Consider the following 21,531-nt stretch of genomic DNA (forward strand, 5'->3'; position numbering starts at 1 on the left):
GCAGTTGTCGCGACGAGACCAAGGCGTGCTCCCGGCGGCCTCGGTTAGATTCTTGTCCTGTGACGGGCGCGAGACGGTACGAGGAGCGGACGGCGCCGGCCGCGTACGGGACGATCTGGCGCAACGCGTTCACCGGTGACGAGTCCGTCATCGTCCCGGACGGCTGCATGGACCTGCTGTGGACCGGTGAGACGCTGCTGGTCGCGGGCGCCGATTCGTGCGCTCGTGTCTTCGCGCCGGGCCAAGGTGGATGCCTGCTCGGGCTGAGATTCTGGCCGGGAGTCCTGCCGCAGCTGCTGCGGACGGGGGCGGACCAGCTGGTCGACAGCGTCGTCGGCCTCGACTCGGTGATCGGGCGCGACGCTCGGCGGTGGGAGAGGCGACTGGCCGCCGCTGAGCACCCGGACCTCGCGTTGGTCGACCTCGCCGCCGACGCCGTGGCCGACCTCGCGCCCGACCGACGCCCCTTCCACGTGGCCGCCGACCTGAGCTCGGGACTCTCCATCGCCCAGGTCGCCGAACGAACCGGCTACTCTTCCCGGCAGCTCCAGCGGCTCGCCGGGCAGTGGTACGGCTACGGCGCCAAGCACCTGCAGCGCGTGCTCCGGCTGCGGAGGGCCGATCGTCTCTTGGCCGCCGGCCGGACACGCGCGGGGGCGGCGGCCGCCGCCGGCTACTCCGACGCCTCCCACCTGTGGAGGGACCAGCAGGCGCTCGACGAGCCTCAGCCCAGTGCCGCGAACAGATCCACGGGGTTGCCGTCGGGATCGGTGATGACGGCATAGCGCTGCCCCCAGAACGCGTCCCACGGCTTCTTGGAGATCCCGGCTCCCGCCGCGACCATCCGGTCGAACGTGGCATCCACGTCCTCAGGGGTCTCGCAGTCGAACGCCAGCGCCATCGCGTGTCCGCCGCTCGGCGGTTCCCAGTGCGGGTCTATCGCCAGCATCACCTCGCGGGTGTCGAGCATGACCTTGATGCCCGCGCCGCCGAACTCGGAGTGCGGCTCGGCCGGGCCGCCGCCGCTCAGCCGGAGCCCGACCGATTCGTAGAAGGCGACGGCGGCCGGCATGTCGTTCGTGATGATGGAGATCACCGCGAGTCTCGGATTCGTCATGCCCCACACGCTAGGAGAGACGACCACGTCTGGCATGAACGGATCGGACATCCTTGCCCGCGTCAGGCCCGGGACATGGTCTCCGAGGCCTGACCGTTTCGGTTGATCCCGCCTCCGGTCAGGCGGTGGCTCGCTCGCCTCCGGTGCGCAGCCGCAGCAGCACCACTCCGTACATCCGGTCCGCCGGGCACAGACCCCACTGTTTTGAATCCTCCGAGCCGGGGTGGTCTCCGCGCAGCACCAGCATGCCCGGCGGCACGCTGCCGGGCCGGTCCCCCGCCACCCACGGCGGTACCGGATCCCCGGTCGCCGCGACGACCCGCTTGACGTACCACCCGGCGGCTCCGGAGGGGTCGGCGGGGCCGTTCCACCCTGTCTGCCGGTGGGGCCGCTGGACGACCACGATCCGGCCGGGCCTGGCCCGGCGGCGGTGGCGCAGCACCAGCAGCACATCACCGTGGTGCAGGGTCGGGGTCATGCTGCCGCCCCGTACGGTGACGGTGGACAGCAGCAGCCGGGCTGCCAGCACGGCCCCGATCACCAGCGCCGCCGTGACGGCCCAGCCCAGGGCCGGGCTCATCCGGCGGTCACCGTGGTCGGCGCCGTCTCGCTCTCCCCGGGTGGCGCGCCGTCCGCCGACGGCGCCGGGTCCTCCTGGTAGCCCTCCGCCTGACTGCGGAAGAGCCGGGCGTAGACCCCGTCCGGGAACGCGATGAGGGAGGCGTGGTCGCCACTCTCCAGAATCCGGCCGTCCTGCACGACGACGATCCGGTCGGCCCGGCGGACGGCGCTGAGCCGGTGGGAGACCAGGACGCTGGTGGAGCCCGCGCGCAGTTCCCGCAGCCGATCGTGGACCGCCGCCTCGGCCTCCGCGTCGAGGCCGGAGCTGGGCTCGTCCAGGATCATCAGGTCGCGGCCCTGACGCATCAGCCCGCGGGCCAGCGCCAGGCGCTGCCACTGTCCGCCGGAGAGGTGGACGCCGGTCGTCCGCGCGAGCTCCTCCTTGTCGTCCTCCTCATCTCCCGCGTGGAACACCCTGCTCAGCATCGTCTGGTAGCCGGCCGGCAGCCGCTCGACGATCTCGTGGACCCCGGCGCGCTCGGCGGCGGCCCGGACCCGGTCCGTGTCGTCGATCGCCGCCAGGTCCCCGAGTCCGATGTTCTCGGCGGCGGTGAGGTCGTAGTCCATGTAGTCCTGGAACACCGCCCCGATCCGCTGACGCAGCTGCGCCACGGGAATGTCGCGGATGTCCACCCCGTCCCACAGCACGGCGCCACGCTGCGGATCGTAGAACCGGCAGAGCAGCTTGACGAGTGTGCTCTTGCCGGCGCCGTTGAGCCCGACCACGGCCAGGCTGGTGCCGTACGGGATGGTCAGGTTCAGCCCGCGCAGCACCCACGGGGCGTCCTCGCCGTAGCGGAACCAGACATCGCGCAGTTCGATGGAGTGGGACAGCGGGGTGAGCTCCCGGGGTTGCGAGGGCCGGGCCAGGTCGTCCTGGCTCCCGACCACCGTCAGATAGTGGTGGAAGACCAGCGCGGACTGATGTCCCATGGCGATGCCCTGCACCAGGGCGCTGAGCCCGGACTGGAGCCCGGCCAGGGCGCCGATGAAGACCGACACGTCGCCGATGCTGATCGTCCTGGCGGCCGCGGCGTGCATGGCCCACAGCAGCCCCCCGGCCGCCAGCAGCGCCCCGAGGACGGCGAGGAAGACCTGGACGCGAACGACGCCCCGCTCCAGCCGGTCCTCGGCGTTGTTGGCCGCGCGCAGTTCGGTGAGCATCCGGCCGTGCAGGAAGCTCCCCAGTCCGAACAGGCGGACCTCCTTGGCGGCCTGCAGGTCCGTCAGCAGCATCTGGTAGAAGATCTTGCGCCGCATGCCGGGGCTGGTGCGCCACATCAGCCCTGCCCGCCGCCGGCTGAGCGTCAGATGGGCGATCATCGCGGGTGCGGCGGCCGCCAGCGCGGCGCCGGCCATGATCGGGTTGATCGCCACCAGGGTGCCCAGGAACCCGACGATTCCCAGGGTCCCCTGCAGGGAGGACAGGCCCATCTGGACCAGTTGGTCCGGGGCGTGTTCGGCGGACTGCTGGGCCAGCCGCAACCGGTCGTGGAAGCGCGGTTCCTCCAGGCGTGCCAGCCCGCTCATCCGGTTGACCGCGTCGAACAGCCGGTCCTGTGAGAGCAGGCCGATGGCGCGCCGGGCGCGCCCCTGCGCATAGGTGGTGACCGCCGAGGAGGAGGCCATCGCGATGCCCAGGACGCCGATGCCGGCCGCCATCCACATCAGCGCCCCGGTTCGGGGATGGGAGGCGGTGAGCTCGTCGAGCGCGACCTTGGTCAGCCAGGCGGTGGCCACCGGCGCCACGCCACCGACCGCCGCCATGACGAGCTGGACGAACAGCATGCTGGGGCAGGCCTGCCAGGCGAGCGCGTAGGCCGCCTTCATCCCGCGGACGACGGAGACGCCGGACTCCGTCCCGTCATCGTCGCCGCTCACGGCACCGAAGGCCGCGCGGTCTCGCCCAGCCCCTCCAGGCCGACACTGGCCGCGGTGGCGACCCCGTCAGGGCCGTAGTGGGCGAACCCCGGGTAGAAGCGGACCCCGAAGGCAGCGCCGACGGGCGCGTCGAGGAATTCGGGCACCACGTGGTCCGCGACGCCGACGAGCCGGGCGGCCAGTTCACTGCCGGCCGCGTCGACGCCGACCACCGTGGCCAGTACCCGACCTCCCGCGTCCCGCACCCGGCGCGCGTGCTCGGCGAATCCGGGGACGCTGTCGTCGCAGCTCGAGCAGTCCAACGACAGGAAGGCGAGCAACGCCGGCCGGCCGGCCAGCTCGTCTCTGGTGACCGTCGCGCCGTCGGCGGTGGTCGCGGTGAACTCGGGCATCCGGTCTCCGGGCGCGATGCCCAGCTCCGGGTCCCCGCCGACGTGGTCGTGGCCGTGGTGGTGGGCGGCCGGCGGAGCGCTCATACGGGCACGCCAGCGACGCGCCACGGCGACGGTCAGCACGAGGTTCAGCGCGGTGAGCACCGCGGCCAGTACGAGCCCTGCGACGAGGTATTCCACGGATGTCCTTTCCGGCTCCGGCGTCTCACCGGCCGAGGTCCCTGGCCGCGACCGGGGACTGGAAGAGCGCGGCGATGTCATCGACGAAGACGGTCAAAGCGATGAGCACGCCCGCCGAGACCACGGCCAGCGCGATCCCGGGTACCTGGCCGGGAACGCCGTCGCTGCGAGATATCGCCACGAACGAGCCCAGGCTCGCCGCCGCCAGCAGCACCGCGTTGCGGGCGATGTGCCAGCCGCTCATGGGCACTTCGCCGGCGCCGAAGCAGGCGCATGTCACCTTCTTCCCGCGGGCCACGACGAGGGTCGGGACGGCCGTCAGGCCGCAGCAGAACAGTGCGGCGGCGAGGAAACCGGCGGTGACGGTGGCGGGCAGGGCCAGCAGCAGCGCGATGAGCAGCTCGGCGGCCGGGACCAGGACGGCCAGCGGGCGGCGCAGCCGCGCCGGAATGAAGTCGAAGTCCTTCAGGGAGGCGGCGAAGACACCTGGTGAGCGCAGCTTGGCCACCGCCGCCAGCGTCATCACCGCCGCCAGGGTGAGGCGGCAGGCGAGCGATACGTACAGCACGGCAGCTCCTGAAAGAGGTGGTGCGTGAGCGCCCCTGGCGGACGTTCGGAGAGCGCCGGGGCCGCGTGGCCGCCCTCGCCGAGGGCGGCCACGCGGCCGTCAAGCAGGTGTCACGCGGGCCGGGATCAGCAGTAGTTCTGGCTGTAGCTGTACCAGGCGCCGCAGTGTTTCACGCAGGCGCCATTGAGCGAGCAGGTGCGGCCGAAGCAGGTGCCGCCCATTTCCTTGTACTCCATCCACTGGTCCGGCGTGCAGCCGGCGTCGGCGGTGGTGGTGGGAAGCAGCGCCTCGATGGCGTGGGTGACGCGCCGGGTCATGCTCTGGAACATCGTTCCTCCTTGTGGGGGGGTGATCTGTTTCCACGCACGGGCCGAGTGCCGTCGAGAAAGGGTCGAACGCGGCGGCCGGGGCCCGCGGGGCATTGGGGGGTGGCTCTTCGGGGCGCTAAGGGGCGACCAGTTCGGTCCGCAGGGCGGCGACGCCCACGCCCGCCGAGGTCACCACGCCGTTGGAGCCGTACCAGGCGTAGGTCGGGTAGTGCTTTGCTCCGTACCGCTTCGACAGCTCTGCCTTCGCGTCCTCGGCGATCACGATGTCCATCACGTCGCCGAGCATCGCGGCCAGCTCGCTGTCGGCCGAGTCGTCTCCGTGGACGATCGCCAGGGAGGTCCCCCCGGCGGCCCGCAGTTGCTCGGCGTGCCCGGCGAAGACGGGCACGGCCTCGACGCAGGCCTTGCACGTGAGCGAGAAGAATCCGACCAGGGTCTCCTTCCCGAGCAGGGTCCGCTCCGTCACGGCGGTGCCGTCGAGGGCACGGGCCGAGAAGCTCGGAATCCGGTCGATGATCCGGACGTTGGAGACGGCGCCAGTGGTGGGGAAGCCGCCCGAGGCCTCCACCTCTCGCCACCGGCGGAGCATGACCAGAAGGATCGCCAGGTTCAGCACGCCGACGACGCCGACCAGCACCAGCCCCACTACAGCGAATATCACGACATGCGTCCTCTCCCAGAACCTACGGGCACCGGTGGGTCGCGGCCACGCGCCCATGATCACCCAAAAAGGATCTTGCCGCAATGGTGGATAGTTAGGGACCGTTTGCCGGTGTCACCGGTCGGTGCCCTGCGCGCCGGTCACCGACCGCCGAGGAGCGCCGCGATGCGGAGCAGGGCGTCGCGGTCCTGACGGGACAGCCGGTCGAGCGAGGGAGGCGGTGTCCGGCGTGCGGCCGTCGGTGTCGTTGGTCGCCGTCGACGCCGCACTCGCCGGCGGTTTTACGGTGCGCCACGAATCTTGGGCTACTCCCCCGCTGACCTGCGCGGAGTCCCGGCCGACCCTTTCGCCGCCGTCGCCGGATTCCGCGCATTTTTCGGAATGCGTTCTGCTTCATTGCTCTTCGTGGTGAAATATCGGGCGGCCGTTTGAAGATCGTTCGGGGAGAGGCGTTGCCGGGTGAGCTGAGCCTGGAGCCTGGGCTGCTGCTGGCCCAGCGGTACCGGCTGGACGCCCCCATCGGCGCAGGCGCCATGGGTCAGGTGTGGCGTGGGGTCGACCTCGGCCTGAACCGGCCGATCGCGATCAAGATCCTCCCGTCGCAGGTGGCGCAGGACGCGAACGGGGTCGCGCGGTTCCGCCGGGAGGCCGAATCCGCCGCCGGCCTGCAGCACCCAGGCATCTGCGCGGTCTTCGACATCGACACCCAGGGTTCTGTGACGTTCCTCGTGATGGAGCTCCTCCAGGGATCCGACCTGGCCCGGGTCGTCGCGGCGCATCCCGGTGGGCTGCCGATCGACCAGGTGGTGGGACTGGCGGAGCAGATCACCGACGCACTCGCGGTGGCGCACGCACGCGGTGTCGTCCACCGGGACATCAAACCGGCGAACCTGTTCCTGCAGCAGGACGGCCGGGTGAAGGTCTGTGACTTCGGCATCGCCCGGCTGGCCGACCATACGACGCTGACAGCCACCGGCGGGCTGCTCGGCACGCCTCGTTACATGGCTCCAGAGGAGTTCCGCGGTGCGCCGGCCGACTTCCGCGCTGACCTCTATGCGCTCGGCGGGGTGCTGTACGAGCTGTTCACGGGGAAACCCGCGTTCGACGCGGACGACCCGGGACTCGCCGCGATCATGTACAAACACCTCAACGAGGCGCCCGTGCCGTTGCGTTCACACCGCCCGGACATCCCCGTTCATCTCGAACGGCTGGTCCTGGACCTGCTGGCCAAGGCACCCGACGAAAGGCCCGTCAGCGCCGCCGCCGTACGGGACTTCCTGCGCCGGTCCGGGCACACCGCCGTTCCTCCCGCCGGTCCGCCGCCGTACCTGCGCCGGCAGCCGTCTCCCGTGGATCAAGCCCTGGGGACGACGGTCGCCGCGCCCACCGTCATCGAGGCGCCGAAGAGCCGGAAGGGCGTTGTCGCCGCCGTCGGTGGCGTGCTGGCGGCGGCGCTGGTCGGAGCCGGGGTCTTCGCGCTGTCGAACGGCTTCGGGGGCGACGGCGCGAAGTCGAGGACAACGGCTACGACGCATCCGTCCTCCACCGTACTTCCGACGCTCCATCCGGTCGGTGAAACGGTGCCTGGTCAGGCCACGCCCGGTGAGCAGCACCGGATCGGTGAGATGGCCAAAGTGCCCCTCATCCAGGGGGCGCATACGGATGCGGTGGGGGTGACCGTGACCTCGATCGTCAAGGGTTCCAAGACCGACCTGGCCAACCTGCCGCTGTCGCGTTCGGACAAGGACCACATCCCGTACTACACCCATTTCACGCTGACCAATCTCGGACCCGATGACCCCTACATAGACTTTGAGCCCGTCGCCGAGACGGTGATGGCAGGGATCGACTCCGCGGGCAACTCCGTCATTAAGACCATCCTGTCGGCGGATCCAAAGGGCTACCCCAGCCAGTGTCGCCCAGTCGCCATCAATGACGGCGGGTTCCGTCACGGAGCCAGTTACGACATATGCGTGGTCATCTTGGGCTCCAAGTCCCTGGACATCACCGCCGTGCAGTGGACGGAGAAACCCTACGACCTTGGCATCGACCGAGGCGTTTTCTGGAAGCGATGAGGGGCGATCGTGCGGAACACCTTGGGACAGCAACCCGGCCAGGTACTTTCCGGGCGATACCGTCTCGACACGGCGATCGGCAGCCTCGGCGGCGGGGTCGATGAGGTATGGCGCGGGTTCGACCTACGGCTGAACCGGGTCGTCACCGTCAAGGCCTTCGCCGCACCGGCCGCCACCGACCAGGCAGGCGTCGCCGCGTTCCGTCTTCGGGCCGAGAAGGCAGCGGCGGTACGGCATCCCGCGGTCGAGGCGATGTTGGACATCGGGACCGCTGAGTCCCCGGTGTTCCTGGTGACCGAGTACCTCGAAGGGCAGGACCTGAAGACCGTCCTGGCCGCGCAGGGCGGCGGACTGTCCGTCGGGCAGGTCACCAAGGTGGCCGAGCAGGCCCTCGACGCCATGACGGCCGCGCATGCCCAGAGCGTCGTTCACGGTGGCCTCACATCGGCCGATCTGTTCCTCCTCGACAACGGGGACGTGAAGCTCTGCAACCTGGGCGCCGGCGTAACGCGGACGGACACCGCCGATCCCCGTGTGGATCTGCACGCCCTCGGAACCGTCCTTTATGAACTGCTGACGGGCGTACCGCCGGCAGAGTCGCCCCCCGTACCGCCGGCGTCCCGCCGGGCCGATGTGCCGCCGTACCTCGACCGTCTGGTGCTGGATCTCCTGGCTGAGGACCCTGCCGCACGACCGCAGAGCGCGGCCGCCGCCCTCGCGGTTCTCCGCGAGTCGACGGGGCCCGCCCTTCAGCCCACGGCCAATTGGCAGTCGACAGCCGGCTGGCCTCAGGCGAATCCTTCGGGGTCGGACTCGACTGTCAACGACACTGCGCCGGCCGGGGCCGCGAGCAAGAGCGGCCGTGGGCGTCTGCTGGCGGAGATCGCGGGGGCCGTCGTGCTGGTGACGGCCGCGGCGGCCGGTGGGTATCTCCTGCACGGCGGTACGGCCGCCAAGGCGCCGTCACGTCCGGTGGCCGCCAAGTCCACCGCGGGTACCGCAGCCTCGACACCGCCCGGCGTCAGCCCGAAATCGCCACCGGTGGTCCCAGGTTGGCAGGTCGTGGCCGCTCCCGACTTCGGCGTGGTGTACAACGTCCCGCCGGGTTGGAAAGTGGAGGCGCCCAGCACGGGTGTGGGCCTCGGCGACGCCAGCGGGAACGTCGCCGTCGGTTCGAACGGTGTCGCCGACATCAGCCAGAACGGCCCCCACTACAGCGAGTGCACGATCGTCCAGTCGGGGCTGCTCGGTGGCGAGGGCATCACCTCGGCCCCGTCAGGTCAGCTGGACTCCCTCGGGGTGACCGCCGCCCACAACGCGCTCCAATGGGCGAACTTCGGTTACCAAATCGGAGGCGTGCTCCCCCGGACGGTGGAAGGGGGAGACGAGCACGCGACGATCGGCGGCCTCCAGGCTGTGGTGGTAAAGGTCGTGACCAAGACGAAGGGCGGCAAGGGGACCGCGTGCAAACCGAATGGGGGAACGGTGTACGTCGCCACATTCTCCTCACGACAGGGGGCGCCGGTCACCTTCTACGTCTTCTCCAACAGCAGCGGTCCGGGGACCGTGAGCGACAAGGTGCTGCGGCAGATCGTCAACACGATTCGTCCGATGGCGTAAGTCCTCCCATGAGGGAGTGCCTGAAGGACGCGCGGGATGACGGAACCGGCTGAGCCCGCCCGGCCCGCCAAGCGGCTTCTGCCCGGGCGGCATCTCGATCATCGAGGCCTTGTTCAGCCGCCCATCAGTCCCTAGTGCGAGCGGGGGCTGCAGTCACTTGGTTTCCCTGCTCGTTCCGTTCGCGCGGGCGAACTCGGCGGGCGTTTGCCCGTACTGGTTCTTGAACGCGCGGATGAAGTGGCTGCTGTCGGCGAACTGCCAGCGGGCGGCGACTTCCGCGACGCCCGGCCGACGCAGGGGCGCGGCCAGCTCCATTCTGGCCCGCTCAAGCCGTCGGCGGCGGCTACTACGGCCTGGAACTCGACGCTGTCTGACCGATGAGCGCCGACTCGGCGTCGCCGAGCAGCCTGCGCCGTCGGGTCCGCCAGAGCCGCTGGGGGATTCGCCCACCTGGCGGCGTCAGTCTGCGTTACCGGTCCACCAGTTCGCCAGGTGGCGCCACCAGCGGGCCGGCACATGGGGCGTCGACGCCTGGGATGCCGGTGCCCCCTCGGTGGCGGAGGGGGCGGTCGGAGTGTCGCCACCTGGTTCGGTCACCGGGTACCGTGCTCCCGGCGGAGCCTGCGCGGATTCGGGAGGGACCGAGAAGCGTACGGGCAGCGAGGACAGGGCGCGCTGGATCCAACCGGGTCGCCACGTGAGCTCCTCGGCGGGGACGGCCAACTCCATCTCCGGCAGCCCGTCGAGGAGCTTCTCGATGGCGACCGTCGCGATGATGCGTGCCTGCCCCTGAGCCGGGCAGACATGCGGCCCGATGCCCCACGCGAGGTGGGCGCGGTTGCCCACCCGGTCCTCGGCCCGGGTCAACGGGTCGTTGTTGGCCGCCGCGAAGCTGATGATGACCGGCTGGTCGGCCGGGAGCCGCACGCCGTGGAAGTCGAACGACTCGACCGGGTAGGTGGCTCCGAAGTTGGCGAGCGGCGGGTCCGTCCACAGGACCTCCTCGAGGGCGTCCTCGACGAGCAGACTCCCGCTGGACAGATCACCCGCGAACCGCTCGTCGGACAGCAGCAACCGCGTCGTGTTGATGATCAGGTTCTGCGCGAGTTCGCTGCCCGCGCCGACGAGCATCACGATCTGGTGCGCGACCTCCTCATCCGTGAGCTCGGCCGGGTGGTCCATCAGCCACGTCGTCATGTCCTGGCCGGGGTTCTCGCGCTTGAGCGCCATGAGCTCCAGGACGCACAGGGCGAGCGTCATGTTCGCCTCTTCGGAGTTCTCCCACTTGAGGACCTCCTGAATGGCATCGACCATCCGGTCGCCGAGCTCGGCCGGGCAGCCGAACAGTTCGTTGAACACCAGCAGCGGCAGAATGAAGGAGTAATCGGTGCGGAGGTCCGCCTCACCCTGTGGGCTCATCCGGTCGATGAGCCGGTCCGCGCTGCGCTCGACGAAGGTGCGCAGCGCGTTCGGGTCGATACGGTCCAAGGTATCGGTCACGGCCTTGCGCAGCCGTGATCGGAGGGGGTCGTCGGTCAGGTTGCACGTCGGCCGGTACGCCATGATCGGCAGAATCGGGCATTCAGGCGGAATCCCCTCTTGCCAGCGGCGGGCGTCGCGAGGAAATCTCGCCTGGTCGCGCATGATTTCAAGCGCGACGTCGTAGTCCGTGACGAGCATTCCGGGCACGCCCGGGTCCAGTTCGACCGGGGCGATAGGGCCGTACGCACGGAGCCTGCGGTACACGCTTTCGGGGTCGGCGGCGAACTCCGGACCGTACAGCATAGGGAGCTCGGCGGCCTTTGAGCCGTCTCGTGATGGTTCCGGATTGAAATCGGACGAGGTCATATGCGCTCCTGACGAGTGTCGGCGAGTGGGGGGCCGAACAACAACGCGGTGGGCACCCGATACTTCGTGCGGAATCAGAAATTCACATTGATCACCGGGCCGCGTGACCGAATTTGTCAACGCTACACTCAGCGATCTTGTCGTCGCAAATTGGCACGTAATCGCCAGAGTGCCCGCCGTAACGACGGGCGGTAAGAGCGACTTGGACGTCCTCCCAGAGCCCCTCAAGCGGACGAACTAGCAGCAATACCAACAAACGCCAGCCCGCTCACCAAATCGACCAGGCGCGCGTCCTCCTCCACGCGGCGAAAGGCCAACGGCTCTACGCGCTGTACGTCCTGGCGCTCTGGCTAGGTCTGCGGTGAGGAGAGCTGTTCGGGCTGCGCTGGGATGACGTCTCACAGCGACATAGAGGTCACCGTGACGATCTACGCACACGCAGCGCTCGGAGAGAAGCGCAAGGCGCCCGGGAAGCGCGGGAAGCTAGGGACCGCCCTCGGGTGATCTCCTTGCCCGCGTCAGGCCCCGGACATAATGTCCGGGACCTGACTATTTGGTGTACGGGTGGATGGAAAGCATGCGGCATCTGACGGAATCGGCTGCTTCGGGTGCTCTTCGCCGAGGTAGGGGGATCGAGCAGTTCCTAGAAGCGTTCGAGGAGCACAGACGTCGTGGCCTCCGCTACGCCTACGTCTCCCCTGCGGCACGCTTCCACGGCTTCATCGTGAGCCTGTACATCGTCGAGGACATCGAAGAGCCGGCAGGGTCCCCGGTGGATGAGTTCCCGGCCTTCTATGAGGCTGACGAGGATGCGGACGGCGCTCGGACCATCGCGGAGACCGATTCGGCTGAGGCGGCCATCACCGTCGCAGAGCGGGAGATAGGCGCTGATCCCAAACGCTGGGTGAATCAAGGAATCCTGTTCGACGAGTACAGGGATTTCGTCGAGCGCGGTCGGCCGTTGGGGCGCTGGCTGCCGAGGTGAGTGCCGGTTGCCGTCAGCGTTGCCGTCAAGAGGACCCCGGGCGATCTTCGTCCGGGGTCTTTCGCCTGGTAGGGGTGGAGCCTCCGGCCGGGATCGAACAGGCGACCTGCCGCCACAAGGAATACGGACACCCCTGCTCGTGACGCACCCACCGAGGTAGACGGTGTCCGGCGTGCGTTCGAGGATCGTCCCGTCTGCCGTCAGCCCACCCACCGGGGAGCGGGTCAGGCCCCAGGAGTGAAGGTGGAGTTGCCGCTGTCGCGGGCGCGACCGGAGGCCTCAGGCGACCTTGACGGAGTGGGGACCGACACTGACAGTGATGTCCACATGCCCGCCCAGCGCCGTCGCGTAGGCGCGCAGTGTTTCAAGTTCCATGGCTTCGATCTTGCCGTTCTCGATCTGCGAGATCCGGGATTGAGACACACCGAGGGCCCGAGCCAACTCGACCTGAGTCTTGCCAACGGCCTTGCGCAGTTCCTTGAGGTGGTGTCCGGCCACATACGCGTCCAACTCGGCACGCGCCCTGGCCTGACGCTCGGGATCGGCCAGCTCAGGATGCCGTCGATGCGCCTCAGCCTTGACGTCCCGCCAGTTGCGTCCGGTGCTCATCGGCCGCCCTCCTCATCCTTCTCCGCCCGATAGTCGGCGTACCTGGCCTCGGCGAGCGGAATCGCGTCCTCATACCAGCGGGACCATCGCCCGGCCTTGTCACCCGCGACCAGGAAGATCGCTGCGCGATCCGGATCGAAGACGAACAACATGCGTATCTCCGATCGACCACGAGAGCCCGGCCGCAGCTCCTTCAAGTTACGCAGCTTGCTGTGCTCCAGCGTGTCGACGAGCGGCCGGCCAAGGGTCGGCCCGACAGCGACAAGCCGGTCGATGGCCTGCTCGACCAAGGCCGCCGAGTCCGGCTCAGATTCGCAGAGCTTCAAGAACCACGTCTCGACGGGCTCTAAGAGGATGACTTCCCACGTCACCCAACCAATATAACCTCTGACTCATTTTTCGGCTAGGGCATGCCGGTCACGCCACGACCGCCCACTCGCGACCTTGATCGTTGCTGTCAGGAGAGCCTCAGCCGATCAACCTCTCAACGGCTCTCACCTGGGGGAAACGAGAGCCTCCGGCCGGGATCGAACCGGCGACCTGCCGCTTACAAGGAATACGGACACCCCTGCTCACACAGCATCCACCGAGGTAGACGGCGTTGGACGTGCGCCTGTGGCTGTCCCCGGTTGCCGTCGTTGCCGTCACCATTGCCGTCAGCCGTACCCGCGTTGTCCGAGGACAGGCCGACCCGGACCGCAGGGCCGGCCCGTCAGTGGTGGAAGCTGACCTCCGGGTAGGCGGCGGAGGGACCGTCGAGGACAGGCTCGGGGATGCCACGCAGGTGCAGGTCGAAGAACGCCCTGACGTAGGTGCGAGTGATCTGCACCGAACGCTGGGCAGAGATCGTCGTACCGGGGGGCACGGGGATGCCCAGTTTTTCGGCGAGGATCGGCACGTCGGTGAAGCTGCCATGATTTGAACCAGAGACGGTCAGCCAGCGCTTCCAGCCGTCCAGGTTCGCCCAGGCGCTCGCCCAGGTAGGGTCCACCGCGCCACCCATGTCATGGTTCACCATCATGAAAGGACGACCGCCGAGACCGGCGGCGGGGACCGGCGCGTCCATGGTGCCGTCCAGGTTCACCCCGGCCCGCACCCGCTTGTCGGTCACCATGGTCGGGACCGCGGCGGCACCACCGAGGGAATGCCCGGCCATGCCGATCCGCCTAGTGTCGATCATGTGGGAATGGCGCCAGCCTGGACGGCGGTGGTCGGTCAGCTCGTCGATCACGAAAGAGACGTCCTTCGCCCGGCTCTCCGCCACGACGCCGGAACCGCCCGTGGGGGGCTTGTCGCAGATCACGCAGGTAAGCGTCCTCCCGTCAGGAAAGGTGGTGCCGGAATTCTCGTAGGTGTGGTCGACGAGCGCGACGACATACCCGCGGCTCGCCAGATCCTCGGCGAGGCTCGTGAGCTCGGTGCGTGGCATGGTGAAACCGGGCGAGAGCAACACCAGCGGGAACCTGCCGTGTTCCGGCCGCGCGCCGGAGTGCGCCCAGGTGCGGGTCTCGCTGACCGCCTCGGCCGGGATGGTGGTACCCGGAACCTTCATCTGCAGCATGAGCCGAGCTGCCTCGGTGGTCATGTACGGAGCCGGCCCGCCCGTCCCGGGCCGGGCGGGGTAGTACACCGACACCATCAGCTGCCGTGGTCCCGCCGACGGCACCCAGGGATCCGGGCGATGCTTGTCGACGAGATGCAGGATTTCCCGGCCGACCGCGTGCGGACCTGTCGGGCGGGGCAGCTCCGCATGGAGGCCGTACGGGTCCGAGGCCGCAGCAGGAGCGGCGGTGAACTGTGCTGAGACGGGCGCGGCTACCGCCTGACCCGCTGCGACGACGGGTAGCGGCAGGACGAGCGCGAGGACGGCGGCTGTGGCAGTACGACGGATTCTGATCACGGCCACGACGCTAGATTGCGCCCACCGCGGCTGACGTCCGCACGGGGAACGATTTGATCGCGCCAAAAGGAGTACAGCGTCCTCCCGGGGGAGGACGCTGTACTCCCGGGGTGATGGCCCACTGGTACAAGGATGCGATTCTGCTCGCTAAGGCCAGTCGGAGACGGGCGCGGGTAAGCGACACGGCCCGAGCGTCGTCTTTTCGGCTATGAAGCGCCGGATATCGCGCCCGACCGTCCGCCGGCGCCCGTCACCGTTGCCGTCAGGCGAGCCTCGACCGATGGGCAGCTCAACCGCTCTCACCTGGAAAAACGAGAGCCTCCGGCCGGGATCGAACCGGCGACCTGCCGCTTACAAGGCGGACGCTCTGCCAGCTGAGCTACGGAGGCGGCGCTGCTTTTGCAGCGTCACCACGATAGCGCGTATACGCCGCGACTCAGACGCGCCCGCGGGACGGACTCTCCGGCCGCGTCGGCCCACCAAGCCGCTGGCGACTTATTAATGAACCGTGATTCAATAATGGCGTGGCACGACCGAGGAAGATCACGGATGAACGTCTGCTGGCCGCCGCCGGGGTGGCCATCAGCCGGCTGGGCCCGGGGTTCACGCTGGCGGACGTGGCCCGGGAGGCCGGGGTCGCCGTCGGGACGGTGGCCCAGCGGTTCACGTCCAAGCACGGGCTGCTGGTCGCGATGAGCAGGACGGCGGTTGAGGGCACGCGGCAGGGAATGCGCGCGGCCGCGAAGGAGGCCGGCGATCCGGTCACCGCGGTGATCGACGTACTGATCGGGACGTTCGCGCCGCTGGACGATCCCGAGACGGCCGCCAACAACCTGGCGCAACTGGCCGTCGATCTGGCCGATGAGGAGCTGCGCGGACTGCTGGCGGAGCTGTACGCCGTCCTGGAGGAGGGCCTCGTCCCGCTGCTCGATCAGGCGGTGCGCGAGGGACGCCTCCCGGGGGCACCGCCCGTACCGGTGGCCGCCCGGATCCTCACCGCGGTCGCCGACGGGGCCGCGCTGCACTGGTCGGCGCGGCCGGCCGGTGGTCTGTGCGACCGGATGCGCGCCGACCTCGGCGCGGTCCTGGCCGGCTGGTGCCACAGGTCAGACGAACGAGCGATCGAGGAGGGCATGTGACCGGTCCACTGAAGGGACACGTCGCGCTGGTCACCGGGGGCACCCGGGGTGCCGGGCGGGGCATGGCGGTCGAGTTGGGGGCGGCCGGCGCCACGGTGTACGTCACCGGCCGCAGCACGCGTGAGTCGCGCAGTCCGCTGGGCCGTACGGAGACGATCGAGGAGACCGCCGAGCTGGTGACGGAGGCGGGCGGCCGCGGCATCGCGGTGCGCTGCGACCACATGGTGCCGGCCGACGTACGGGCGGTGGTCCGGCGGATCGAGGAGGAACAGGACGGACGCCTGGACGTGCTCGTCGACGACACGTGGGGCGGTGACCAGTGGATCGAGTGGAAGCCGCTCTGGGAGCACGACCTGGACAAGGGCCTGCAGGCGGTCCGCAACGGGCTGGAGACCCACCTGATCACGCTGCACACGGTCCTGCCGCTGCTCGTACGGCGGGGCCGCGGGCTGGTCGTGGAGATCACCGACGGGGATGACATGTTCAACGACCGCTATCGCGGGTCGATGTTCTTCGACCTGGTGAAGGTGGCGATCACGCGGCTCGGCAAGATGCTGCACGAGGAGCTGTCCCCGCGCGGTGTCACGTCACTGTCGCTGACGCCCGGGTTCCTGCGCTCGGAGGAGATGCTCGAACACTTCGGGGTGACCGAGGAGAACTGGCGGGACGGGATCGCGAAGGACAAGTGGTTCGCGATCGCGGAGTCGCCCCGCTACATCGGGCGGGCGGTGGCCGCGCTGGCCGCCGACCCGGACGTGGCCCGCTGGTCCGGCAAGGCGCTGTCGTCCGGGGTACTGGCGAAGCACTACGGCTTCACCGACCTCGACGGCTCGCAGCCGGAGGCGAGCCGGTTCTTCGAAGAGGTCTACTTCGGCGACAAGAAGGACTCCCCGGTCGAGGACTATCGCTGAGAGCGGCGGCGGGCGATCTCGTACATGGCGATGCCCCCGGCGACGCCGGCGTTGAGGGACTCGGCGCTCGGTCCCATCGGGATGTTGACCACCAGGTCGCACGTCTCGGCGACCAACCGCGACAGGCCCTTGCCCTCTGAGCCGACGACCAGCACGAGCGGGCCGCTCGCGGCCTCCAGCTCACCGACGCCGACCGCGCCGCGGGCGTCCAGCCCGGCGACGAACAGGCCGGCGCTCTGGTAGCTCTTCAGCGCGCGTACGAGGTTGGTGGCGCGGGCGACCGGGACCGAGGCGAGGGTGCCCGCGGAGGTCTTCCAGGCCCCGGCGGTCACTCCCGCCGCCCGGCGCTCGGGCACGAGCACCCCGTGCGCGCCGAACGCCGCCGCCGACCGGACGATCGCCCCCAGGTTGCGAGGGTCGGTGACGCCGTCGAGGGCGACGATGAGCTGAGGGGTGCCGCGGCGCAGCAGGTCGTCCGGGTGCGCGTAGCGGTATTCGGGGACCTGGAGGACGATGCCCTGGTGCACGGCTCGGTCGGTCATCCGGTCGAGCTCGGCCTTGCCCGCCTCCAGCAGCGGGACACCGGCGTCGGTGGCCAGCTTGATGGACTCGCGGACGCGGTCGTCCGACGCCCCGGTCATGACGTACAGGGCGCTGGCCGGGATGCCCGCGCGGAGCGCCTCGACGACCGGGTTGCGGCCGGTGACCAGCTCCGGGCCCTCCGGCGCGTATCGCCGGGCCGGCCGCTCCGTGGTGGACGACGAGGGCGTACGCCGGGTGCCGGTGGTGGCGGTGCCGGTACGCGCCGCCGACTTGGCGACGCGGGCGGTCTGGCGCTTGCCGTACCAGTGCCGATCCTCGGCCTTCGGCGTGTAACTCGGCCCCTTCTTGCGACGCTTCGCCATCCTTGCCCTCCGCTGGTGCACCGGGCGATCTGTCGCCCCCGCACAGACTCTACGCGTCCCCAGGACCCGAACCGTCCCGCAGGAGCCGCTCGATGCGCTCCAGCCGGTGTTCGATGGCGGTCAGCCGTTCTCCGAGGGCCTCGATCGCGGCCTCGATCGGCCGTTCGCCGGGCGGGCCCTTCTCGGCCGCCGCTTCCCGGGGGGACGGCTCGGGGCGGCCCGTCCGGCGGCTCCGCAGGTCCAGGATGACGGCGCTCCGCAGTTCGGCCGCGTCGACGCCGCGCCGCTGCAGGACACGAGCGCCGACCCCGTCGGACTCACGTATGAGGCCGAGGAGGATGTGCTCGCTGCCGATGTAGTCGTCGCCGAACTGCAGCGCCTCGCGCAGGGACAGCTCGAGGACCTTCTTGGCCCGCCGCGTGAACGGGATGTCGCGCTCGGGCTCCCGTGAGCCCCGTCCGACGATGTCCTCCACGTCGCGGCGGGCGGTGTCGAGGTCGACGCCTGCGGCGGCGAGGGCCCGTACCGCCCCGTCGGTGTCGCCGCGCAGCAGGCCGAGAAGGAGGTGCTCGGTCCCGATGTGGCCGTGCTCGAGCGCGAGGGCCTCCTCCTGGGCGTGGACGACGACACGGCGTGCGGTATCGGCGAACCGCTCGAACACGTGCACCACCTCGGCAGGCAGGGCCCCGGCCATGGCGGCCGCGCGGACCCGTCGGATCTCTCGACCCGTACGTCCCCCGGAGCGCCGTACCGCAACCGGATCGGGAGACCCGCGCCGTGCCGAACCTGCGGCCGGAGACCGGCCGTACGTGGCGGTGTGCCGGGGTGGCTCAGGAGCGCTTGAGCTCCCAGCGGGTGCCGCGCGGGGTGTCCTCGATCAGGATGCCGGCGGCGGTCAGGCCGTCGCGGATGGCGTCGGCCGCGGCGTAGTCCTTGCGGGCCCGGGCCGCCTGACGCTGTTCGAGGGCCACCGACACGAGGGCGTCGACGACCTCGCGCAGGTCGCCGCCCGCGCCCTCCCACTGCTCCGACAGCGGGTCGAGGCCGAGGACGTCGAGCATCGCGCGCACGTCGCCGAGGACGCGGGTCACGGCGTCCTTGTCGCCGGCGGCGAGCGCGGTGTTGCCCTCGCGGACGGCCTCGTGGACGACCGCCAGGGCCTGCGGAACGCCGAGGTCGTCGTTCATCGCGTCGACGAACGGGGTGGGCGGCGTGCTCGGCTCGACGCGTCCGGCCAGCTCCACCGCCCGCGTCACGAACCCCTCGATGCGCTGGTACGCCAGCGCGGCGTCGTGCAGGGCCTCGTCGGAGTAGTCGATGATCGAGCGGTAGTGGGCGGCGGCGAGGTAGTAGCGGACCTCGACCGGGCGGGCCCGGTCGAGCAGATCCGTCAGCAGCACGACGTTGCCGACGGACTTGCTCATCTTCTCGCCGTTCACCGTGAGCAGGCCGTTGTGCAGCCAGTACCGGGCGAACCCGTCACCGGCGGCCGTCGACTGCGCGAGCTCGTTCTCGTGGTGGGGGAAGATCAGGTCGACTCCGCCGCCGTGGATGTCGAAGGCCGGCCCGAGGTACTTGGTCGCCATCGCGGAGCACTCGAGGTGCCAGCCGGGGCGGCCCGACCCCCAGGGCGTCTCCCAGCTCGGCTCGCCCGGTTTGGCGCCCTTCCACAGCGCGAAGTCCCGTGGGTCGCGCTTGGCCGCCTCGTTGGGCGTGTCGCCGGCCGGCCGCATGTTCTCGAGCCGCTGGTTGGACAGCGCGCCGTAGCGATCGGCCCAGGACACGACGTCGAAGTAGACGTCGCCCTCCACGTTGTAGGCGTGGCCCGCCTCGATGAGGCGGCGCATCAGCACGATCATCTCGGGGACGTGCCCGGTCGCGCGGGGCTCGATGGTCGGCGGCAGGCAGCCGAGGGTGTCGTAGCCGCGGCCGAAGACCCGCTGGTTGGCCTCTGCCACCGCGAACCACGGAACACCGGTCTCGGCGGCGACCCGGATGATCTTGTCGTCGATGTCGGTGATGTTCCGGACGAAGGTGACGTCGTAGCCGGAGGCGCTCAGCCAGCGGACCGCGAGGTCGTAGATGACGCCGGAGCGCAAGTGCCCGATGTGCGGAGCGGCCTGCGGCGTGGCACCACAGACGTAGATCCCCGCCCGGCCCGCCTCGAGCGGGACGAATTCGCGGACGCTACGGGTACCGGTGTCGTAGAGGCGCAGGCTCACGCGTAGAGGCTATTCGATAGGTGTCCGCTCCCGGCACCGGAATCGCCAGGCTCGCCCGTTCTCATGCGACTCCGTGACCGCCCCGGGGCGACACGCGGTACGGCGATGAGAGCACGGACGCGTTGATCCGGTCAAGATAGGGGAACCCTCCGAACCGATGGTTGGTTTTCCTGCTATGACTGACTCCCCCGCCCCGTACTCCACGGCGCAGCGGCGGCTGCTGACGGCGGCCGGCGGCCTCGGCGTCGCCGCGCTGGCCGGTGCGACGTTCGTGCTCTCCTACGACGACCTGCGGGCGCTCGCCCTCCGAGGCGGTGCGGCGCGCCACTGGGCGTTCCTGTACCCCGGCGTCGTCGACGGACTGATCGTCGTCGTCATCCTGTCGATCCTCACCGCGCGCCGGTCCCCCTGGTGGGCGCGCGCCGTCCGGTGGCTGCTCCTCCTGGCGCTCATCGCCGGCGCGGGCGCCGCTGGGGTCGAGCGCGCCGTCCACGGTTATGGCCACCTTTCGCGCCCGTGGCTGTCGGGCGGGGTCGCGGCGGCCCCCTGGGTGATCCTCGCGATCGCCGTATGGCTGTGGCTGTCCATGATCAAACAGGCCGTACGGACCCGTCGGCGCGGCACCGCCGCCCCACCGCTCCCGGAATCCCCCTCGGCCACGGCCGCCCCACCGAACGCCGAGCCGACGGACGCTGAGCCGACGGACACCCGGCGAGGGCTCATTCCGGGCCTCGGCGACGACGAGCCCACCGACACCCGCCCGCTGCCGCGTCCCGCGGCACCACGCGCGCTCGGACCCGCTTCCGAGCCCGACCTGGAGCCGGCGACGCTTCGGGACGGACCGCTGCTCCCGACCGAACTGGAGCGGCAGGCGGATCGCGCGTGGCAACCCGGTCCCGACCTGTCCCCCGCCACGGAAGGCGACGTCCGGGACTCAGGGACCGAATCGCTGACCGACGACGCCCGGCGCTCCGGGGCCGTACCCCTGACGGACGACGCCCGAGGCTCCGGAACCGTACCTCTGACGGACGACGCCCAGGGCTCCCGGACGGTATCCATGAGGGAGGACGCCTGGGACTCCGAGACCGTGTCCCGGACGGACACCGACCCGGCCGATGGCGTCGTGGCCGATCCCGACCCGGAGGTGAACGTGCCCGTGAACGAGACGCCCGTGGACCCCGAGCAGGAGGAGCCCCCGCCGCGCTGGGTGGCCCGGACCTCGCTGCCGACCGATGTACGGCTCGTCGGGCCGCCCCAGAGAGGGCGTTCGCTCGGCGACACCCAGCCCGACGGCATCAGGCTGGCGGACACCGACCCGGACGGCATCCCGATCACCGGTGTGGCCGACGCGACGCAGGCGGATGAAGAGGAGGACGCGTACGCCGACGACCGGGCCGAGGACCCAGACGCCGGCGACGCGCCCGACGACGCCCGGTCGTGGGAGGAGCAGGACGCGCAGGACAAGGCCTCCTGGTCCGCCGCCCCGGGGGCTCCTGAACGGGACGAGGACATGACCCCGCCGTCCAGCAAGTTCCGCAGCTCGCCGACCCCGCCTCGCGACTGACCGT

22 protein-coding genes and 1 tRNA gene are annotated in these 21,531 nt (G+C 70.2%); 7 read left to right on the forward strand and 16 right to left on the reverse strand.

The genetic code is table 11. The features are described from left to right. Positions 1–59: 59 nt before the first annotated feature. On the forward strand, positions 60–785 hold the full coding sequence (locus ABEA24_RS37155) for a helix-turn-helix domain-containing protein (protein ID WP_345437266.1): 726 nt from the start codon (positions 60–62) through the stop codon (positions 783–785). Here the strand turns inward: ABEA24_RS37155 and ABEA24_RS37160 are convergent. From ABEA24_RS37160 to ABEA24_RS37190, 7 genes are all read right to left on the reverse strand, one after another. Continuing rightward, entirely contained in the window at positions 725–1,117 is a 393-nt protein-coding gene (locus ABEA24_RS37160; RefSeq protein WP_345437268.1) for a VOC family protein, read from the reverse strand. The two genes, ABEA24_RS37155 and ABEA24_RS37160, sit on opposite strands and share 61 nt — an antisense overlap. Positions 1,118–1,235: 118 nt before the next feature. Beyond that, positions 1,236–1,697, reverse strand: coding sequence for a S26 family signal peptidase (locus ABEA24_RS37165; RefSeq protein ID WP_345437270.1), 462 nt, complete (start codon positions 1,695–1,697; stop codon positions 1,236–1,238). Then, complete coding sequence (locus ABEA24_RS37170; protein ID WP_345437272.1) at positions 1,694–3,619, reverse strand: ABC transporter ATP-binding protein; 1,926 nt, start codon at positions 3,617–3,619, stop codon at positions 1,694–1,696. Before ABEA24_RS37170 ends, ABEA24_RS37165 begins: the two co-directional genes overlap by 4 nt. Beyond that, on the reverse strand, positions 3,616–4,191 hold the full coding sequence (locus ABEA24_RS37175) for a peroxiredoxin family protein (protein WP_345437274.1): 576 nt from the start codon (positions 4,189–4,191) through the stop codon (positions 3,616–3,618). The genes ABEA24_RS37170 and ABEA24_RS37175 overlap by 4 nt, the downstream gene beginning before the upstream one ends. A gap of 25 nt (positions 4,192–4,216) precedes the next feature. Beyond that, positions 4,217–4,759, reverse strand: a complete 543-nt coding sequence (locus tag ABEA24_RS37180; protein WP_345437276.1) for a MauE/DoxX family redox-associated membrane protein — start codon at positions 4,757–4,759, stop codon at positions 4,217–4,219. A 125-nt stretch (positions 4,760–4,884) separates the two neighbouring features. Next, on the reverse strand, positions 4,885–5,088 hold the full coding sequence (locus ABEA24_RS37185) for a hypothetical protein (RefSeq protein ID WP_345437278.1): 204 nt from the start codon (positions 5,086–5,088) through the stop codon (positions 4,885–4,887). 115 nt (positions 5,089–5,203) lie between these two features. After that, positions 5,204–5,749, reverse strand: coding sequence for a TlpA family protein disulfide reductase (locus ABEA24_RS37190; protein ID WP_345437280.1), 546 nt, complete (start codon positions 5,747–5,749; stop codon positions 5,204–5,206). 452 nt (positions 5,750–6,201) lie between these two features. On the opposite strand from ABEA24_RS37190, the gene ABEA24_RS37195 reads away from it, so the two are divergent. Together ABEA24_RS37195 and ABEA24_RS37200 are read left to right on the forward strand one after the other, a co-directional pair. Then, entirely contained in the window at positions 6,202–7,824 is a 1,623-nt protein-coding gene (locus tag ABEA24_RS37195; protein ID WP_345437282.1) for a serine/threonine-protein kinase, read from the forward strand. 9 nt (positions 7,825–7,833) lie between these two features. Beyond that, positions 7,834–9,444, forward strand: coding sequence for a serine/threonine-protein kinase (locus tag ABEA24_RS37200; RefSeq protein ID WP_345437284.1), 1,611 nt, complete (start codon positions 7,834–7,836; stop codon positions 9,442–9,444). A 153-nt stretch (positions 9,445–9,597) separates the two neighbouring features. On the opposite strand, the gene ABEA24_RS37205 is transcribed toward ABEA24_RS37200, so the two are convergent. Continuing rightward, entirely contained in the window at positions 9,598–9,894 is a 297-nt protein-coding gene (locus ABEA24_RS37205) for a helix-turn-helix domain-containing protein (protein WP_345437286.1), read from the reverse strand. Positions 9,895–9,903: 9 nt separating this feature from the next. Continuing rightward, positions 9,904–11,229 carry a cytochrome P450 family protein gene (locus tag ABEA24_RS37210; protein WP_345437288.1) on the reverse strand — a complete coding sequence of 442 codons (1,326 nt, stop codon included), beginning with the start codon at positions 11,227–11,229 and terminating at the stop codon, positions 9,904–9,906. 640 nt (positions 11,230–11,869) lie between these two features. Here ABEA24_RS37210 and ABEA24_RS37215 point away from each other — a divergent pair. Then, positions 11,870–12,277 (forward strand): hypothetical protein, encoded by a 408-nt coding sequence (locus ABEA24_RS37215; RefSeq protein WP_345437290.1) that lies wholly within the window; start codon positions 11,870–11,872, stop codon positions 12,275–12,277. A gap of 279 nt (positions 12,278–12,556) precedes the next feature. On the opposite strand, the gene ABEA24_RS37220 is transcribed toward ABEA24_RS37215, so the two are convergent. The 4 genes from ABEA24_RS37220 to ABEA24_RS37235 form a co-directional block, all read right to left on the reverse strand. Next, complete coding sequence (locus ABEA24_RS37220) at positions 12,557–12,886, reverse strand: helix-turn-helix domain-containing protein (RefSeq protein ID WP_345437292.1); 330 nt, start codon at positions 12,884–12,886, stop codon at positions 12,557–12,559. Then, positions 12,883–13,257 (reverse strand): type II toxin-antitoxin system RelE/ParE family toxin, encoded by a 375-nt coding sequence (locus ABEA24_RS37225; protein WP_345437294.1) that lies wholly within the window; start codon positions 13,255–13,257, stop codon positions 12,883–12,885. Before ABEA24_RS37225 ends, ABEA24_RS37220 begins: the two co-directional genes overlap by 4 nt. Before the next feature lie 341 nt (positions 13,258–13,598). Beyond that, a complete protein-coding gene (locus ABEA24_RS37230; RefSeq protein WP_345437296.1) occupies positions 13,599–14,786 on the reverse strand; it encodes an alpha/beta hydrolase family protein in 1,188 nt (395 codons plus the stop codon). 316 nt (positions 14,787–15,102) lie between these two features. Continuing rightward, positions 15,103–15,175, reverse strand: a tRNA-Thr gene (locus ABEA24_RS37235). Positions 15,176–15,310: 135 nt separating this feature from the next. On the opposite strand from ABEA24_RS37235, the gene ABEA24_RS37240 reads away from it, so the two are divergent. Continuing rightward, on the forward strand, positions 15,311–15,925 hold the full coding sequence (locus ABEA24_RS37240) for a TetR/AcrR family transcriptional regulator (RefSeq protein ID WP_345437298.1): 615 nt from the start codon (positions 15,311–15,313) through the stop codon (positions 15,923–15,925). Then, positions 15,922–16,836, forward strand: coding sequence for an SDR family oxidoreductase (locus tag ABEA24_RS37245; RefSeq protein WP_345437300.1), 915 nt, complete (start codon positions 15,922–15,924; stop codon positions 16,834–16,836). The genes ABEA24_RS37240 and ABEA24_RS37245 overlap by 4 nt, the downstream gene beginning before the upstream one ends. Here ABEA24_RS37245 and rlmB read toward each other — a convergent pair. From rlmB to cysS, 3 genes are all read right to left on the reverse strand, one after another. Then, on the reverse strand, positions 16,827–17,741 hold the full coding sequence (gene rlmB / locus ABEA24_RS37250) for a 23S rRNA (guanosine(2251)-2'-O)-methyltransferase RlmB (protein WP_345437302.1): 915 nt from the start codon (positions 17,739–17,741) through the stop codon (positions 16,827–16,829). The two genes, ABEA24_RS37245 and rlmB, sit on opposite strands and share 10 nt — an antisense overlap. Positions 17,742–17,790: 49 nt before the next feature. Beyond that, positions 17,791–18,402 (reverse strand): Clp protease N-terminal domain-containing protein, encoded by a 612-nt coding sequence (locus tag ABEA24_RS37255; RefSeq protein WP_345437304.1) that lies wholly within the window; start codon positions 18,400–18,402, stop codon positions 17,791–17,793. 169 nt (positions 18,403–18,571) lie between these two features. Next, positions 18,572–19,963 carry a cysteine--tRNA ligase gene (gene cysS, locus ABEA24_RS37260; RefSeq protein WP_345437306.1) on the reverse strand — a complete coding sequence of 464 codons (1,392 nt, stop codon included), beginning with the start codon at positions 19,961–19,963 and terminating at the stop codon, positions 18,572–18,574. Between the two features lie 175 nt (positions 19,964–20,138). Between cysS and ABEA24_RS37265 the strand changes: the two genes are divergently transcribed. After that, on the forward strand, positions 20,139–21,527 hold the full coding sequence (locus tag ABEA24_RS37265; RefSeq protein WP_345437308.1) for a DUF2637 domain-containing protein: 1,389 nt from the start codon (positions 20,139–20,141) through the stop codon (positions 21,525–21,527). Positions 21,528–21,531 lie beyond the last annotated feature (4 nt).

The organism is Actinoallomurus vinaceus (genome assembly GCF_039542055.1).
In the GTDB taxonomy this organism is placed as follows: Bacteria; Actinomycetota; Actinomycetes; order Streptosporangiales; family Streptosporangiaceae; genus Actinoallomurus; species Actinoallomurus vinaceus.

Coding starts and splice junctions, on each gene's coding strand:
- ABEA24_RS37160 (WP_345437268.1), bottom strand. CDS start 1,117: ATGACGAATCCGAGACTCGCGGTGATCTCCATCATCACGAACGACATG.
- ABEA24_RS37165 (WP_345437270.1), bottom strand. CDS start 1,697: ATGAGCCCGGCCCTGGGCTGGGCCGTCACGGCGGCGCTGGTGATCGGG.
- ABEA24_RS37185 (WP_345437278.1), bottom strand. CDS start 5,088: ATGTTCCAGAGCATGACCCGGCGCGTCACCCACGCCATCGAGGCGCTG.
- ABEA24_RS37210 (WP_345437288.1), bottom strand. CDS start 11,229: ATGCTGTACGGTCCGGAGTTCGCCGCCGACCCCGAAAGCGTGTACCGC.
- ABEA24_RS37215 (WP_345437290.1), top strand. CDS start 11,870: ATGCGGCATCTGACGGAATCGGCTGCTTCGGGTGCTCTTCGCCGAGGT.
- ABEA24_RS37220 (WP_345437292.1), bottom strand. CDS start 12,886: ATGAGCACCGGACGCAACTGGCGGGACGTCAAGGCTGAGGCGCATCGA.
- rlmB (WP_345437302.1), bottom strand. CDS start 17,741: ATGGCGAAGCGTCGCAAGAAGGGGCCGAGTTACACGCCGAAGGCCGAG.
- ABEA24_RS37265 (WP_345437308.1), top strand. CDS start 20,139: ATGACTGACTCCCCCGCCCCGTACTCCACGGCGCAGCGGCGGCTGCTG.